This is a genomic window from Streptomyces sp. NPDC052236 (assembly GCF_044548015.1).
Taxonomy (GTDB): domain Bacteria; phylum Actinomycetota; class Actinomycetes; order Streptomycetales; family Streptomycetaceae; genus Streptomyces.
In genome coordinates, this window is record NZ_JBIUBL010000020.1 from 151,045 (window position 1) to 167,221 (window position 16,177).

Annotated in this window: 12 protein-coding genes and 2 pseudogenes; 9 read left to right on the forward strand and 5 right to left on the reverse strand. The window is 67.8% G+C overall.

What is annotated here, in order from left to right:
* Positions 1-9 precede the first annotated feature (9 nt).
* Both ACIHCQ_RS29170 and ACIHCQ_RS29175 read right to left on the reverse strand, forming a co-directional pair.
* Positions 10-450: pseudogene (locus ACIHCQ_RS29170) on the reverse strand (trypsin-like serine protease); the annotation flags it as partial.
* A 299-nt stretch (positions 451-749) separates the two neighbouring features.
* Positions 750-1,082, reverse strand: a complete 333-nt coding sequence (locus ACIHCQ_RS29175; protein ID WP_399668640.1) for a hypothetical protein — start codon at positions 1,080-1,082, stop codon at positions 750-752.
* A gap of 699 nt (positions 1,083-1,781) precedes the next feature.
* Here ACIHCQ_RS29175 and ACIHCQ_RS29180 point away from each other — a divergent pair.
* The 3 genes from ACIHCQ_RS29180 (at position 1,782) to ACIHCQ_RS29190 (ending at position 6,831) form a co-directional block, all read left to right on the forward strand.
* Entirely contained in the window at positions 1,782-2,315 is a 534-nt protein-coding gene (locus ACIHCQ_RS29180; protein WP_399668643.1) for a hypothetical protein, read from the forward strand.
* A 467-nt stretch (positions 2,316-2,782) separates the two neighbouring features.
* A complete protein-coding gene (locus tag ACIHCQ_RS29185) occupies positions 2,783-6,343 on the forward strand; it encodes an ALF repeat-containing protein (RefSeq protein ID WP_399668647.1) in 3,561 nt (1,186 codons plus the stop codon).
* 71 nt (positions 6,344-6,414) lie between these two features.
* Positions 6,415-6,831, forward strand: a complete 417-nt coding sequence (locus tag ACIHCQ_RS29190; protein ID WP_399668650.1) for a hypothetical protein — start codon at positions 6,415-6,417, stop codon at positions 6,829-6,831.
* A 117-nt stretch (positions 6,832-6,948) separates the two neighbouring features.
* On the opposite strand, the gene acnA is transcribed toward ACIHCQ_RS29190, so the two are convergent.
* The 3 genes and pseudogenes from acnA to ACIHCQ_RS29205 all read right to left on the reverse strand — a co-directional run bounded on the left by acnA (position 6,949) and on the right by ACIHCQ_RS29205 (position 11,598).
* Positions 6,949-9,663: an aconitate hydratase AcnA gene (acnA, locus tag ACIHCQ_RS29195; RefSeq protein ID WP_399668653.1), complete on the reverse strand. Its 2,715-nt coding sequence runs from the start codon at positions 9,661-9,663 to the stop codon at positions 6,949-6,951.
* Between the two features lie 794 nt (positions 9,664-10,457).
* Positions 10,458-10,589 carry a hypothetical protein gene (locus ACIHCQ_RS29200; protein WP_399668656.1) on the reverse strand — a complete coding sequence of 44 codons (132 nt, stop codon included), beginning with the start codon at positions 10,587-10,589 and terminating at the stop codon, positions 10,458-10,460.
* Between the two features lie 81 nt (positions 10,590-10,670).
* A pseudogene (locus ACIHCQ_RS29205) lies at positions 10,671-11,598 on the reverse strand (MBL fold metallo-hydrolase).
* 153 nt (positions 11,599-11,751) lie between these two features.
* On the opposite strand from ACIHCQ_RS29205, the gene ACIHCQ_RS29210 reads away from it, so the two are divergent.
* The 6 genes from ACIHCQ_RS29210 to ACIHCQ_RS29235 all read left to right on the forward strand — a co-directional run bounded on the left by ACIHCQ_RS29210 (position 11,752) and on the right by ACIHCQ_RS29235 (position 15,941).
* On the forward strand, positions 11,752-12,180 hold the full coding sequence (locus tag ACIHCQ_RS29210; RefSeq protein WP_399668659.1) for a DUF6234 family protein: 429 nt from the start codon (positions 11,752-11,754) through the stop codon (positions 12,178-12,180).
* A gap of 672 nt (positions 12,181-12,852) precedes the next feature.
* Entirely contained in the window at positions 12,853-13,704 is an 852-nt protein-coding gene (locus tag ACIHCQ_RS29215) for a helix-turn-helix domain-containing protein (RefSeq protein WP_399668662.1), read from the forward strand.
* A 7-nt stretch (positions 13,705-13,711) separates the two neighbouring features.
* Positions 13,712-13,900 (forward strand): DUF397 domain-containing protein, encoded by a 189-nt coding sequence (locus ACIHCQ_RS29220; protein WP_399668665.1) that lies wholly within the window; start codon positions 13,712-13,714, stop codon positions 13,898-13,900.
* Complete coding sequence (locus ACIHCQ_RS29225) at positions 13,897-14,085, forward strand: DUF397 domain-containing protein (RefSeq protein ID WP_399668668.1); 189 nt, start codon at positions 13,897-13,899, stop codon at positions 14,083-14,085. Before ACIHCQ_RS29220 ends, ACIHCQ_RS29225 begins: the two co-directional genes overlap by 4 nt.
* The gene (locus ACIHCQ_RS29230; protein ID WP_399668671.1) at positions 14,082-14,282 is read left to right on the forward strand and encodes a DUF397 domain-containing protein; all 201 of its coding nucleotides are present in this window, start codon (positions 14,082-14,084) and stop codon (positions 14,280-14,282) included. The genes ACIHCQ_RS29225 and ACIHCQ_RS29230 overlap by 4 nt, the downstream gene beginning before the upstream one ends.
* Positions 14,283-14,411: 129 nt before the next feature.
* Positions 14,412-15,941 carry a helix-turn-helix domain-containing protein gene (locus tag ACIHCQ_RS29235; RefSeq protein ID WP_399668674.1) on the forward strand — a complete coding sequence of 510 codons (1,530 nt, stop codon included), beginning with the start codon at positions 14,412-14,414 and terminating at the stop codon, positions 15,939-15,941.
* The last annotated feature ends 236 nt before the right edge of the window (positions 15,942-16,177 follow it).

The window sequence follows — 16,177 nt, forward strand, 5'->3', positions numbered from 1 at the left end:
GAAGCGCAGCTGGTCACCTGGCGCGGGAGCTGTGGCGGCGACCCCGGACTGTGCCGCGTCGGGGAAGGCCGGAGCCAGATATTCCCAGGTTTTCCAACCCATACGGGCCATGACCAAATCGCGGTCCGGATGCGGTACGAGTTCCACCACGTCCACCTTGTCCCATACGGGCGGCCGGGCGGCGGTGGTACTGACAACGGTCTCCAGCACGGGCGGACCCGCGGGAATCGTAAAGTCCTTCGACGGGTCGGCGGCGAAGCAGCTTGCCGCCGTCAGCACCCACCGCGCGTCGACCAGCGTGCCGCTGCAGGTGCGCAAGCCGTCCCCGATGTGGAGCTTCACGGTGTACTTGTGAGCACCATCCGCGACGGGCTCACCGACGGCTGCCTGAACGGGAGCGGCCGCGGTCAGACCGGCGGCCAAGCAACGGCAAGAAGACCGGGAATCCACGCGGAGCGTGGACGTATGCCAGACATATCTTTCCTCAATTCCCCAACATGAGAACAAATGACGCTAATACGACCGGCGCTGCGCCGATCGTGCGGTCGACCCGATTCGACCGGGGACCGCCGACGACGCCTTCATCCCACAGGCTCGAGTCCGTACCTCCGGAACCCCGCCCCCCGGCAGGAGAAACCCTCGATCGTGGTCGGCGAGATCGCGTCGTCCGCCCCTTGGCGGCGGCAGCCAGGGCATCTGTGAGAGGCCAACAGCGACAGCTAGTGGAATCGGAGCCCATCCTTGGGCTCCTACACGGTGGTGGTCGTGCCATTGGCGGTCAGGTCGACGCTGATTGAGCTTTCCACGGTATCCAGGGCGAATGCCCGGGAAAGTTCCAGCGCCAGATAACCGGTCATAGTGATGGCCTGGAAACGGTAGACGTCGCCCCGGCCCGCCGAAGCACTCTTGACGGTTAATTCCTTTATCTGATCTGCCGTCTGGCCGCACTCGGCCAGCAGAAGGTTGCCATCGCCCTTCTTCAAAAGAATTCCCTTGTCCGCAAGGATCCGCGCGCCGTTCGCGTAGGCGGAGTCTTCGATCGCAAGCGGCTGACGGCGCCCGGCGACGCGGAAGCCCAGCATAGGCGAGGGTAGACAGCCCGGCCAGGAAGGCGAGGTTGCCAATGAGGCCGACAAATAAGCGCTGGCCAACGCGAAATGTCACCGAAGGGTCCTTCCGGGCAGTACGCGGTGACGCCAAAGCCCGAAATCCTTGCCCTTCGGAACCATGCCCTCCCCGCACAGCTGATTGTAGTCAAGCCTGCGCCAGTGAAGGGTAACTCAGGCGATCACCCTCCAAGTGTGTCGCGCGTCACACGGTGGAATCCCCTCGTCTGCGACCTACAGAGGGCACGCAGAGTTGACCCTGATGTCGCCGAACTCCCGTCCGCTCATACGCTGGTATCCACCAATTATTCGGCAACGTAACGCTCCGGTCAGCCAAGTTCTTTGAGCCACCAAACTGCAACAAGCGCACCGCCATACCCAGAATTCCCCAGGGTCCCCGGATCCTACGAATGGCAGCTCAGGCCCACGTTGACAGGTAGGCCCAAGCGCGGCGCATGATACCCAGTCAGACCCGGTCGTACGCATTGGACGGTGCGTTCGTCGGACGTGGTCTGCGGAGGGGCGGATTCCGCTGCATCGCAGCCGCGTTTGTGGCCCCGCTCACCTTGGCATGGCTCGCACAAAGAGATAACTTCCCTTCACAATCTTCTTATCTATATTCACAGGCGGAGCCCGTTGGCTGGGCTCCGCCTCGTCATGTGAAGGGACTCCCCTGTGATATCTCGCTCTCACGGACTGCTGCGCGTCGCACTCACCGGCACAGCCACCGTCGCTCTGGCGGCCGGCGCGTTCGCCGTCGCCGGCGCCGCGACCCCCGGAAGCAACCCGGCGCAGGCTCAAGTCCGTGTGCAGGCGGCCGCCGACGAGGCGCCGCCGGCTGCGATCGAGGACTTCAACTACCCTGGCGCGGCAAAGATCCTCCAGGAGCGTGGGCTGAAGGTCTTCCGCGGCGACGGCCGCATCCTGGTCGCCCACTGCGACGGGACGGCCAACCAGATCCAGATCTGGTCCCGCGTGGGCGACGAGGGCTCCCAGTTCTGCTTCCAGGCCACCGGCACCAGCGGCTATCTCACCGTGGAAATACCCGAGGTGTTCGCCCTGCAGACCACCGACCGCCCCATCAGCGCGGAACTCACCGCCGGAGGCAAGACCCAGACGGTGAGCGTGGCCAAGGACACACTCAAGGACGTCGGCGAGGGCAGCGTCGGCGCGCCCACCATGCTGGTCGAACTCCGCGTCACCGGCTGACGCCGCCAGACCGTAAGGCCCAAGGCGGCACCACCCTCCAGGAGTCCAAAACCCATCCGAGGCACCAACTGAACCACAGAGCCGCCAAACGGCGGTCGTCCTGTGCTGGAGCCCGGGTGGTCTTGCTGCCATGGCCTGGACGAGCAGCCTGTTGGCCGCTGACCGCTTGCGTGCCCGGTCGCTTCCGCCCCGAGCGCGAGCCGCATGGAGGCGGCCAGTCGAATGAGCTACGCCACCGTGAACATGATCGCATCAACCAAATGCGGGCCGTGCCCGAAAGGTTGGCTGACTGTTGGCAGCCGAGACGGCAATGAGATGAGAGAGGTCATGCCTTGAGACCGAATTACCGAAGAAATGGAGCATGGCGGGCCGTCGCGCGCTCCATACGCGCCCTGGCACTCCCCCTGCTGCCCCTGACCATGGTCGTGGGGCTCCTGGGTTCGACTCCGGCCTTTGCGGACGAACCGGTGAGCGACGACAACGTCGCAAGTGCGATTCCGGCCACGGACCGAGGCCGCGTCGTCGAACTGTGGAAGACCGCCGGTCCCGGAGTCAAGGCGGCCGCCGAGGTCGCCCTCATGGGCACCGACCAGGACATCAGCGACTTCCTGACCAAGCGTTTACAAAGCGTCAGTCTGCATGACGATCGCGTGAACACGGTCCAGATGTTCGGAATGGGCGGCCGAGCCGTACGTGCAGCCGCGCAGCAGGCGCTTGCCACCAACAGCGCCGAGGCGCTCGAAGCGTTTTTGAGGGACGGCTGGCGCGCTCCTCTCGAGCAGGATCAGCGCGTCCGGGTGGTACAGCTGTTCAGCGCCGGCGGCCCCGGTGTCCAGAAGGCCGGCAAGGCCGCGCTCAACGGCTCTGCCGAGGACGTACGCGAATTCCTTGACGAGGGACAGTTCGCCGCCAGGGACGCCGACGACCGGGTCCAGCTCGTGCAGATCATGAGCACGGGCGGGGCGGCGACCCGAGCGGCCGCCAAGGTCGCCCTGAACGGGACTATCGAAGACGTACGCGAATTCCTCGAAGTGGGCCAGTACACCGCGCGGGGACGGGACCAAGAGCAGGCCACCGTCGCCCAGCTCGCCAAACAGGCGCAGGAGGCCGGCCGCTTGGCAGCCGCCGAGACTGAGGCGGCCACGGAGGCCTCCGAGCGTGCCGTCGCCGCGTCGGCGCTCGCCAAGAAGGCAGCCGAGACGGCCAGGGACGAGACTGAAGCCGCCAAGGACGACGCCCTGAACGCGGCCGCCGCTGCCAAGCGGGCGGCCGATGCGGCCACCGGCGCGGCACACGCCGCGCAGCAGGCCATCGATGCCTCACGCGCCGCGAACTCCTCTGCACGCATCGCGGCGAACGCAGCCGCGCAGGCCGCCGCCGCTGCCGCAGGCGCCGCCGAGGCCGCATCCGTCGCCCGAGGTGCCGCCGCAAATGCCGCCACCAACGCGGCCAACGCCGGTGCCGCGCGCCAGGCCGCTGAGACCGCACGCAACGCAGCCAAGGGTGCCCGTCTGGCCGCCCAGGCCGCCGACATGGCGGGATTCGCCGCCAAGGCGGCCGGTGTCGCGGCCCAGTCCGCCTCCGCCGCCGGCAGCGACGCCGTCCTCGCCGCCATCGCCGCCGAGGCGGCGAGCGGGTACGCCGACCAGGCCGGTGCGAGCTCCGCCGAGGCCAGGGCCGCCGCCGCCCGGGCGCGCAGCCAGGCCGCCGAGGCCACCCGCGCCGCCAACACGGCGCAGGTTCTGGCGGGCCGGGCCGCGACGGCCGCCTACCAGGCCCGCGACTATGCCAATTCCGCGGCTCAGCACGCCGAGAACGCGGCCACGGCCGCCGATGCGGCGGCCCAACACGCCGGTGACGCCGCCACGGCAGCCAAGGAATCCGCCGCACACGCCGCAGCGGCCAAGGCTGCCGCGGATGTCGCGACCAACGCGGTGGACAAGGCGCGCACCACCTTCACCCTGGCTCGTGAGATCGAAGCCGCCGAACTGGCGGCACGCACCGCCACGGCCATCGCCCAGGCCCAGGACCTCAAGGCACAGAGCGGCGAGGAGAAGGCGGCCGCCGCCCGCGCGGCCCAGGAGGTCAAGGATCTCGACGCCGAGGCCGTACGCCTGGCCGCCGAAGCGGCCTCCCCGGACGCCGACGTCAAGGTCGTCGCCGACAAGGGCCGCCGCCTGGCGGTGCTGGCGATGAAGACCCGCGGTCCGTGGAGCCGTACGGCCGCAGAAGTGGCCCTGGCCGGCTCGGACCAGGACATCGTCCCGTACGTGCGTACAGGCTGGAAGGAAGCCTCCCAGCAGGACGACCACGCCCGCGTCGAGGCCCTCGCCTACGACGCCACGTCCACCGCCGTCCACTCCGCCGCGGAGCAGGCCCTCAAGGGCGACGCCACCACGATCACCGCATTCTTGGAGAAGGGCCGGCACGAAGCAGCTCTCACCGACTACCGCGTCAACATCGTCCAGGTCATGAGCACCGGCGGACGCGGCGTCAAAGAAGCCGGTCAAGCCGCGCTGGACGCCAACTCCGCCGATAAAATCCTGGACTTCCTGGCCACAGGGCAGCACAGGGCGCGGGAGGCCGACGAACGCGTCCGCGCAGTGCAGCTCCTGAGCAACGGAACACCCGAAGTGCGGGCCGCCGCCCGGATCGCCCTCGAAGGTCCGCCCGAGCTGCTGCACTCCTTCATCGAGACCGGACAGTTCACCTCACACCGCAAGGACGGCCTCTCCGCCACCCATATCGCCCAAGTCCAGCAGCTCATCGCCGAGGCCGCCGGAGTCGCTGCCACAGCGCAGGAGAAGGCCTACGAAGCCGCGAAGGTCGCGGCGATCGCCCGCCAGGCAGCCGAGGAGGCAGACGCCGCCGCCATCCAGGCCGCGAACTCTGCCAAGGATGCCGAGGGCTACGCCGATCAGGCACGCCAGTCCGCAACCGAGGCGGAGGCCTCCGCCGCCAGGGCCGCCGAATCGGCCCGAGCCGCACGCGCGGCCGAGGCGGACGCACAGAACGCCGCCCGCCGCGCCACCGACTCCGCGGCCGACGCCGAGTCCTCGGCCCTATGGGCGCGCAGCTCCGCCGACGACGCCTGGGCCGCGGCGACTGAGGCCCGGGCCTCGGCACTCGCTGCGGGCAAGGACGCCGTAGAGGCCGGCAAGGCCGCGAACGATGCCCTGAAAATCACCATCAACAAGCAGCGGGCAGAGGCCGCCGAAGCCCTCGCCCGATACCACGCGGAGGCACAGAAGCGGCGCGAGTCTCTCTCCGACGCTGTCCTAAAGGGGCTCCTGGGAGCAGTTTCCCAAGTCACGCTGGACGACATCTTCTCCAAAGAAGGCGGTCACTTCCTCCTCGACGTCGTGGGTCTGGTCCCGGGATTCGGTGAGGTCGCAGACGGCGCGAACTGCGCCTGGTACGCCTGGGACGGGGAATGGGGCAACGCGGGCCTGTCCTGCGCCTCAATGGTTCCCTTCCTCGGGTACGGCGCCAGCGCGGTCAAGTTCGCCAAGTGGGGCAACAAGCTCACCGGGTGGTTCGAGGACATCGCGGCCCGCATCCCGTGGGGCAAGGTTTGCCCGCTGGCGCGGACGGCTTCCTCGGACTCCATGCAGCGCACCGCGATGGTGGCATCGGTTACCGCGGCGTCCTGCGGGACCGGGGTCTTCAACTCGGCCCGGTCGGCACTGAACCACTACCTCAAGCATTCCTTCGGCGTCATATTGAACGGCAGGGGGAACTACACCGGACAGCACCCCTGGCATCGTCCTGACATGCCGGAGTTCAACGGACGCGGCGGCTTCGCCGCATACAAGAAGGCCGCTGCCGATTTCATGTCCGGTGGCGCACGGTCCGGGGACATCGTCACCGCCAGCAGGATCTTCCGGGTCGACTACGAGACCGGATACTTCGGTATCTTGCGGGACGGAAAGATTATCGAGACCTTCTTCCGGCCGCGGGATGAGGGGCCCTTGGAGGATTACTTCATGGATCAGTTGAAGCACGCGGGGGCCCGACTGCTTGACTGACACTTCCGGGCGCGCCTTTGTCCCACAGGGGCGCGCCCGCCCGTCCCCGAACATCCGGCCCGGAGAGAACCATGAGCAAGGAATTCATCGAAACGTACGAGGAGATCCAGCGCCGCAACCGCCGCGGAGTGGTGTCACCGGCCCGTGCCCTCGCGTTGTGGCGCGGGTTCGTCCGTTCCTGCGAGACGGGATACGACCAGCCCTTCGCCGACTACTTCTCCGACGTACGGATCCGGGGCTCCATCGAATTGGCGTTGCGCGACCCCGTACTGGCGTCGCTCGACGGATACGCCCGATTCCGCGACGCCGTGCACGAGATGGACGACAGATTCCGCCGCGTCGCCACGGTGCGCCTCCCGTTCAGGAACGGCCCGCACCGCCCGCCAGAAGACGAGTGGTGGAGCCTGGTCGTACCGGCACGAGCAGAGGAGGAGCTCGCGCGATTCCTCCAGGAGGAGTACGGCGTCGCCATCGAGATCGTGCCCTGAGAACAGCGACCGCCGGTACGACGTAGGGAGCGGTCGCGCAAGGCCATCGGTAAGCGGAAGGGCCGCACTCCTCGTTGAGGAGTGCGGCCCTTCCGTGTTACTGCCGTGCCCGCGTGCCTACTTGCGGATCAGGCTGCGCAGCACGTACTGCATGATGCCGCCGTTGCGGTAGTAGTCCGCTTCACCGGGGGTGTCGATACGCACGACCGCGTCGAACTCCACACCGGTGTCGGTGGTGACCTTGACCGTACGCGGCGTGGTGCCGTTGTTCAGCTCGGTCACGCCGGTGAAGGAGAAGGTCTCCTCGCCGGTCAGACCGAGGGACGCGGCGGTGGCGCCCTCCGGGTACTGCAGCGGCAGGACGCCCATGCCGATGAGGTTCGAGCGGTGGATGCGCTCGTACGACTCGGCGATGGCGGCCCGGACGCCCAGCAGCGCGGTGCCCTTGGCCGCCCAGTCGCGGGACGAGCCGGACCCGTACTCCTTGCCCGCCAGGACGACCAGCGGGATGCCCGCGGCCTGGTAGTTCTGCGAGGCGTCGTAGATGAACGACACCGGGCCGCCCTCGACGGTGAAGTCGCGGGTGTAGCCGCCCTCGGTGCCCGGCGCGATCTGGTTGCGCAGCCGGATGTTGGCGAAGGTGCCGCGGATCATCACCTCGTGGTTGCCGCGGCGCGAGCCGTAGGAGTTGAAGTCGCGCCGCTCGACGCCGTGCTCGGTGAGGTACTGACCGGCCGGGGTGTCGGCCTTGATCGCACCGGCCGGGGAGATGTGGTCGGTGGTGACCGAGTCGCCCAGCTTGGCCAGCACGCGGGCGCCGGTGATGTCCGAGACCGGGGTGGTCTCCATCGTCATGCCGTCGAAGTACGGGGGCTTGCGCACGTACGTGGACTGCGGGTCCCACTCGAAGGTCTTGCCGGTCGGGATCGACAGCGCCTGCCACTGCGCGTCGCCCGCGAAGACGTCCTGGTAGGACTTGTTGAACATGTCCTCGCCGATGGCGTTGGCCACGACGTCGTTGACCTCGGCCTCGGTCGGCCAGATGTCCTGGAGGTAGACCGGCTTGCCCTCCTGGTCGATGCCCAGGGCTTCCTTGGTGATGTCCACCCGCATCGAACCGGCGATGGCGTACGCGACGACCAGCGGCGGGGACGCCAGGTAGTTCATCTTGACGTCGGGGTTGATGCGCCCCTCGAAGTTGCGGTTGCCGGAGAGGACGGCGGTCACCGCGAGGTCGTGCTCGTTGACGGCCTTGGAGACCTCCTCCGGCAGCGGGCCGGAGTTGCCGATGCAGGTGGTGCAGCCGTAGCCGACGAGGTTGAAACCGATCTTGTCGAGGTAGGGGGTGAGACCCGCCTTGTCGAAGTAGTCGGTGACGACCTTGGAGCCCGGGGCGAGGGAGGTCTTGACCCACGGCTTGCGGGTCAGGCCCTTCTCGACCGCCTTCTTGGCCACCAGCGCGGCGGCGACCATGACGTACGGGTTTGAGGTGTTGGTGCAGGAGGTGATCGCGGCGACGGTGACGGCGCCGTGGTCGATCTCGTACGTCGAACCGTCGGGGGCCGTGACCAAGGTAGGCCGGCTCGGCACGCCGTTGGTCGTGGCCGGGGCGTCGGAGGCCGGGAAGGACTCCTTGCCCGCCTCGTCGGCGTCGTCGACGTAATTGCGTACGTCCAGCTTGAACTGCTCGGCGGCGTTGGCGAGGACGATGCGGTCCTGCGGGCGCTTCGGGCCGGCGATCGAGGGGACGACCGTGGCGAGGTCGAGCTCCAGCTTCTCGGAGAAGTCGGGCTCGGCGGCCGGGTCGAGCCAGAGGCCCTGCTCCTTGGCGTACGCCTCGACCAGCGCGAGCTGCTGCGCGGGACGGCCGGTCAGCTTCAGGTACTTAATGGTCTCCGCATCGATCGGGAAGATCGCGGCGGTCGAGCCGAACTCCGGCGACATGTTGCCGATGGTGGCGCGGTTCGCGAGGGAGGTGGCGGAGACGCCCTCTCCGTAGAACTCCACGAACTTGCCGACGACGCCGTGCTTGCGCAGCATCTCGGTGATGGTGAGGACGAGGTCCGTGGCGGTGGTGCCGGGGGGAAGCTCACCGGTCAGCTTGAAGCCGACGACGCGCGGGATGAGCATGGAGACCGGCTGCCCGAGCATCGCGGCCTCGGCCTCGATGCCGCCGACGCCCCAGCCCAGCACGCCCAGGCCATTGACCATGGTGGTGTGCGAGTCGGTGCCGACGAGCGTGTCGGGGTACGCCTGGCCGTTGCGCACCATGACGGTGCGGGCGAGGTGCTCGATGTTGACCTGGTGGACGATGCCGGTGCCGGGCGGGACGACCTTGAACTCGTCGAAGGCGGTCTGGCCCCAGCGCAGGAACTGGTAGCGCTCCTTGTTGCGGCCGTACTCCAGCTCGACGTTCTGGGCGAAGGCCTCGTTGGTGCCGAACTTGTCGGCGATCACGGAGTGGTCGATGACCAGCTCGGCGGGGGCCAGCGGGTTGATCTTCGCGGGGTCGCCGCCGAGCTCCTTCACGGCCTCACGCATGGTGGCGAGGTCCACGACACAGGGCACACCGGTGAAGTCCTGCATGATCACACGGGCCGGGGTGAACTGGATCTCCTGGCTCGGCTGAGCCTGGGAGTCCCAGTTGCCGATGGACCGGATGTGGTCGGCGGTGATGTTCGCGCCGTCCTCGGTGCGGAGCAGATTCTCCAGCAGCACCTTCAGGCTGTAAGGGAGGCGCGCGGAGCCCTCGACCTTGTCCAGCTTGAAGATCTCGTACGACTCGTCGCCCACGCGCAGCGTGGCGCGGGAGTCGAAGCTGTTCGCCGACACGACAGTCTCCTTCATGAATGGGTGCGCGTTCTACGCAGCCTGCCGCCACGGCTCCGCGGCCATCCGCTAAGGTAAGGCTTAGTTAGGCAGCCCTTACCGGTGGCGGCTGTGGTGCGCCCTTCGGCAGATATCTCGATGTCGAGATAACTCTAGTACATCGCCGCTGCGCGGTCATGTCCGGGCGGCCTTTGACCGCTGTCGTCCAAGCGAGGCGTTTGACAGCGAACCCAGCCGTTCCCGCTTCCTTGCCGGCGAACCCAGTCGTGCGGGGTGAGCGCGCTCCCCGCGCTGGGGCCCGTACTGCCCACCGACGCGTCCCTCCGCCGGGACAGCGTGCGAGGCAACCAACAGCACTGTGCCCACTGGTCAGCGACCGCGCCTCAGCCGCCGATTGAGCCAGCGGCCAAGCCCCCGTCGTGACCGGCGAGGACGCGGCTGAAGACGGTCCTCTGCCCCCGCAGGACCGGCCTCGCCAGGGCTTCGCCCCCAGTGATCGTCAGGCGACAGGATCGGCGCCTTGCGTTCCGCTTGAGCTCGGATCTCAACGTGAGATTCGTAAGCCGTGATACGGAACGCCTCCTCGTATGAGGCCAAGGCCGCACTCATGGCCCCGCCTGCGAGGCCCCGGCGACGAATACGTGATGCCAGCCACGCGAAGAAGCCCAGGACAGCGGCAAGGACCGCAACCATGATCAAGAACGGCAAGAACGCGCCCATAGGCAGGAGCCTACTTCGCCTGATCCTTGACACCCTGGGCCTCGCTGTGCCGGGCGGCCTCATCGCCGGGTCCTGAGTCAGCGCGGCCCCAGGGTGAACACCGCGACCATGAGCAGGACCAGCAACGCCCAGCCGAGCACCCCGATCTTCCGGCGCTGCGGGTCGCGTCCCTGGTGCCATTCGCTGACCTTGTGCGGAGCGTCTCCCATAGCCGACGAGCATACGACCTGACATGACATCTCGTACCGGCCCCCGAAGGTGCACTGGATCGTTCCGATCCTGTACGGCGGTCAGCGCCTCGGCCGCATGTCCGCTCCGTACGTCGTGCGGTAATCCGGGACGACGATCCGGCTCGCCGGAGACTCCCGCTGGACCTGGGCGATGAACGCACCCAGGTCCATCGCCGGGTCGGGGCGCCGGGGGCTCGCTCAGCGGCTCCTCGAAGTTGTCCCAGTGGACCGGCACGACGACGCCGGGTCCGCCCAGTGCCCGCAGCAGCCGGGGCACATAGTCGTGCGTGGCGGCGCTGGACGGCACCGCGACCATCGCGAGATCGGGGTGGAGTCCCTTCGCGGACTGCTCGGAGAAGTCGCCGGCGCCCATCAGGAACGCCGACGGGCCACCGTTCCCCGCCCTCATCTGGAAGGCGAGCGTGTCGCCCTCCGGCAGGTCGGAGATGGTCATCGGGACCGCCGCGGGCGGCGCGTTCGGCGTGCCCGGGGCGAAATAGGAGTGCCGCTTGTTGCGGCTGTGCAGGCTCGCCACGACCTCGACGGTGAGTCCGCCGAAGTCCAGCACCTCGCCACCCTTCACCACCGAGATCTGGGCCGGGTCGACACCGAACGCGACCAGCAGGTGGAAGGTGGTCCCGGTACCGATGATCCGGGCGCCGGTGGACTTGGCGATGTACGGCACATCGGCGATGTGGTCCCAGTGGGAGTGACTGACCAGGACGATTTCGGGGAGGCCGATGTGTTCCCGTATCAACGTGGGGGCGGTGCTCAGCTTCGTACGGGCGTTGAAGGCGCCGGCGAACAGGCCGGTCTTGAACCGGGTGAGGTAGGGGTCGAAGAGCACGGTCCGGCCGTCGACGTCGATACGCCACCCGGAGGTGCCCAGCCAGCGGAAGGACGCCGAACCGGCCGCTCCCCACTTCGCCGAGCTCGCCGCCGACGTACTCGCTCGCGGCGGTACGACTGCCCTGCGCCGCGACGGCAGCCCGCGCGCGCCGGACGGGCCGCCCCGACGCCCGTGGTCGGTTGTCTACGACTAGGAGGTCATCCGCGCCCCCTCGCCCCCTGAGTATTCGTACTCATGTGTGGCTCTATTCCGGGAGCCAGGCTTGCGGGTATGGACCTTCCCTCCGCGCCCGTGGCCTTCGACGCCTCAGAAACGCCTCGCGCCGGTCGGGGCGCCGACGTGGGGGCTGCCCTGGGGCTGCTGTTCCTGGAAGTCCTTGCCGTGCTGCTGATTTTCGGCATCTGGATGTTGTCGGCGTTCAGCCTCGACCCGGGCACAACGGTGGAAGCCGACCGGTTGTGGAGCTATCTGGTCGCCGCCGGTGTGATCGGGGCCCTGGCGTTGGTGGCGGCTGTGATCGCGTCCCGGTCCCGTGCCGTGGTGACAGCGTGGACCCAGTGCTTCATGGCCGTCTTCGTGGTGGTGGCTGTTTTCGGCGGGGTGGCGGTTCAGCAACATGAGGACAGGCTCCGTCACCCCGATCCCGCTCCCGCGTTCACCGGCGAAGTGGGCTGCCGCAGTGGCGGCGACAACAGCGAATGCGCGAACACAGGAGGCTGAACCCGGCCCATGCGCAGGCCGGGGGCCTATGCCTATGCCTATGCCGTGGCGAGTTCGCACCAGATGTATTTGCCGGTGTCGCCGGTGGTGGTGAGGGGGTACGGCGCAGGTCCGGATGAGGGTGAGGCCGCGGCCCTGTTCGGCGTCTGTGGGGGTGTGGAGTGGGGGTGCGGGTGGGGTCGGCGTCCCATACGCCGATGCGGAGCATACGTCCCGCCCAGCGCAGACGGAGTGCGGCGGGGCCTTTGGTGTGGCGTAGGGCGTTGCTGATCAGCTCGGTGGCCAGGAGTTCGGCGGCGTCGATGAGGTGGGTCAGGCCGTGGGCGGTGAGGATGAGGCGCAGGGTGCGGCGGCCGATGGGGACGGCGCGGGGGTCGTGGGGGACGTAGAGGGTGTACTCCCACGGCTCGTTGTCGTTTTCGAGCATGCGGAACTCCCGTGAGGGGGTGGGGATCGGGGTGCGCGGCGGTCTGCGGGCGGTGGCAGTGGCGCGGCCGTCATGGCATGACGGGGCGGTGCGCTTCCGGGGTCCCGGGTATCGCTGCGTGCGCGACGCGTCACTGACCGTACGGTAAAAATTTTGCCCTGCGCAAGTCGTTCGCGTAATCTGGCACCCGAACGGGGTCTGCCAACCCGGCCCCCACTCACGGTCGTTGAGGGGACACGAACGGCATGACAGCCAGAAACCTGCCCACTGCCCGCCAGGTGCGCTTGGGCGCTGAGCTGCGCAAATTGCGGGAGGCCGCAGGAATCGCCGCCCGAGAAGTGGCGGAAGTTTTGGGTACGAGTTCAGCCCAGATGAGTCAGATAGAGGCTGGCAATTCGGCTGTCGGCGAGGAGCGCGTACGCAGGCTCGCCGCGCACTGCGCTTGCGCTGACGCAGAGTTGATCGAAGCGCTCGTGGCGATGGCGACCGACCGTACGCAGGGATGGTGGGAGGAGTACCGAGGGGTACTGCCGCCGGGGTTCTTGGACTTGGCGGAGCTGGAGCACCATGCACGGTTCCTGAGGGATATCAGTACTGCGCACGTGCCGGGTCTGCTGCAAACCAAGGACTACGCCCGCGCGGTGTTCGCATACTGGGTTCCGGAGCTGCCCATAAGCGAGCTGGAGCCTCGGGTCGAGCATCGAATGCGACGCAGGACTGTCATCACCCGAGACGGTGCGGTCGACTACGAAGCCGTGATTCATGAATCCGTACTGCGGACGCGCGTTGCTGACCGGGGTGCGGCATTGGCGCAACTGAATGAACTGCTCCGGCAGTCGGAGCGTCGGAACATCACCATTCGCGTGATTCCCTTCGACACCGATGGCTTCGCCGGTGCCAGCGCCGCGCTGTTGTACGCGGGTGGCGCGGTGCCCGCGCTGGACACGGTCCAGCGAGACACCCCGTATGGCACAGCCTTCATTGATGCGGCGGCTCAACTCATGGCCATGCGAACGGTTCTTCGTAAAGTGGAGTCGGCGGCGCTCGACCCCGCGCTGTCGAGGGACTTCATGTACCACATGGCGAAGGAACTGTGAGGCACCCATGGCTCAGTCCATCCACTGGCAGAAGTCCTCTTACTCCGGAGGCGCCGACGGCAACTCCTGCGTCGAACTGGCTGTCATGAATGGCGAGGTCCTGATGCGCGAGAGCGATGAACCGTCCGCGTTGCTGTCGGTCACCCAAGCCGCCCTTGCGGCGCTCATACGCCACGTACGGGAGGAGCTGACATGATCACCGTGCCCTGTTGGCAGAGGTCCTCCTTCTCCGGACCAGGCGACGGCAACGAGTGCGTCGAGGTCGCCGCCTTGGACGGTGAGCTGCTAATCCGCGAGAGCGCGGAACCGTCGCGAGTGCTGTCGACCACCAGGGCCGGGCTCACGGCGCCCATACGTCACGTAAGGAAGGAGCCGACGTGACCAGCGTGCACTGCTGGCAGAAGTCCTCCTACTCCGGAGGCGCCGACGGCAACTCCTGCGTCGAGGTCGCCGCCGTCGGCGGCTCGGTCCTGCTCCGGGAGAGCGAGGCCCCCGGTACCGAACTGCTCACCACACCCACACAGCTCGCCGCAGTCGTCAGGCGCGCTCGCCGCGTCAAGCCCGCCACCGCAAGGTAGATGGGAATCTCCCGGATTCATCCAACCCGACCCTTCTGGCCCAGTTTGCAGGCGCACGGCTCACCCATCCGGCCTAACCCTGCCCACCCCAGCAGGATTGCATCTCATATCAGAGATAGCCTGCGGTGCATGGCAGACGACTACCTCGCACGCATCGGCAAGCTCATCCGTGACGCCCGTCAGCATCGTGGCTGGACACAGAGCCAATTGGCCGAGGCGCTCGGCACCAGCCAGAGCGCCGTCAACCGCATTGAACGCGGCAACCAGAACATCAGCCTTGAGATGATCGCGCGCATCGGCGAGGCGCTCGACAGTGAGATCGTGTCGCTCGGCTACGCCGGGCCCATGCACCTGCGGGTGGTCGGCGGGCGCAGGCTGTCCGGCGCGATCGACGTCAAGACGAGCAAGAACGCCTGTGTGGCGTTGCTTTGCGGCTCGCTGCTCAACAACGGCCGGACGGTGCTGCGCCGGGTCGCCCGTATCGAGGAAGTCTTCCGTCTGCTGGAGGTGCTCAACTCCATCGGGGTACGTACCCGTTGGATCAACGAGGGCGTGGACCTGGAAATCGTGCCGCCCGCGCGCTTCGACCTGAACGCCATCGACGCGGACGCCGCACGCCGGACCCGGTCGATCATCATGTTCCTCGGTCCGCTGCTGCACCGGATGGACACCTTCAAGCTGCCGTACGCGGGCGGCTGCGACCTCGGTACGCGCACGATCGAGCCGCACATGATCGCGCTGCGCCGCTTCGGCCTGGACATCACCGCGACCGAGGGCCTCTACCACGCGGAGGTGCAGCGCACGACGACGCCCACCCGCCCGATCGTGCTGACCGAGCGCGGCGACACGGTGACCGAGAACGCGCTGCTGGCCGCCGCCCGGCACGACGGTGTGACCGTCATCCGCAACGCGTCCTCCAACTACATGGTCCAGGACCTGTGTTTCTTCCTGGAGGCGCTGGGTGTAAGGGTCGAGGGCATTGGCACGACGACCCTTACCGTGCACGGTCTGCAGAACATCGACGTGGACGTCGACTACTCGCCCTCGGAGGACCCGGTCGAGGCGATGAGCCTGCTCGCGGCGGCGGTCGTCACCGAGTCGCAGCTCACGATCCGCCGCGTCCCGATCGAGTTCATGGAGATCGAACTCGCGGTGCTGGAGGAGATGGGCCTGGACCACGACCGCTCCCCCGAGTACGCGGCGGACAACGGCCGCACCCGCCTGGTGGACCTGACGGTCCGGCCCTCCAAGCTGGAGGCGCCGATCGACAAGATCCACCCGATGCCGTTCCCCGGCCTGAACATCGACAACGTCCCGTTCTTCGCGGCGATCGCGGCGGTCGCGCAGGGCAAGACCCTGATCCACGACTGGGTGTACGACAACCGCGCGATCTACCTCACCGACCTCAACCGCCTGGGTGGCCGCCTCCAGCTCCTCGACCCGCACCGCGTCCTGGTCGAGGGCCCGACCCGGTGGCGCGCGGCCGAGATGATGTGCCCGCCCGCGCTGCGGCCCGCGGTGGTCGTGCTGCTGGCGATGATGGCGGCCGAGGGCACGTCCGTACTGCGCAATGTGTATGTGATCAACCGGGGTTACGAGGATCTGGCGGAGCGGCTCAACTCAGTGGGCGCGCAGATCGAGATCTTCCGCGACATTTAATCGACAAAGGCCGCCACCCCCTCCCTGACCAGGCGAAACGCCGGTTCGGAAGGGGGCGGCGGCAGCTGTGGGACTTCTCTGGGACTTTGCGCCCCAGCCGGGTCTGCTGCGAGCTACGGCCCGGCCTCGGCACTGTCCGGACCGAGGCTACGTGAAGATCGCGTCGATGGCGGCGGTGCCTCGCGCGCCCGCACGGGGCAGGAAGTTTGAGTACTTCCGCAGGGTGAATCCAGGGT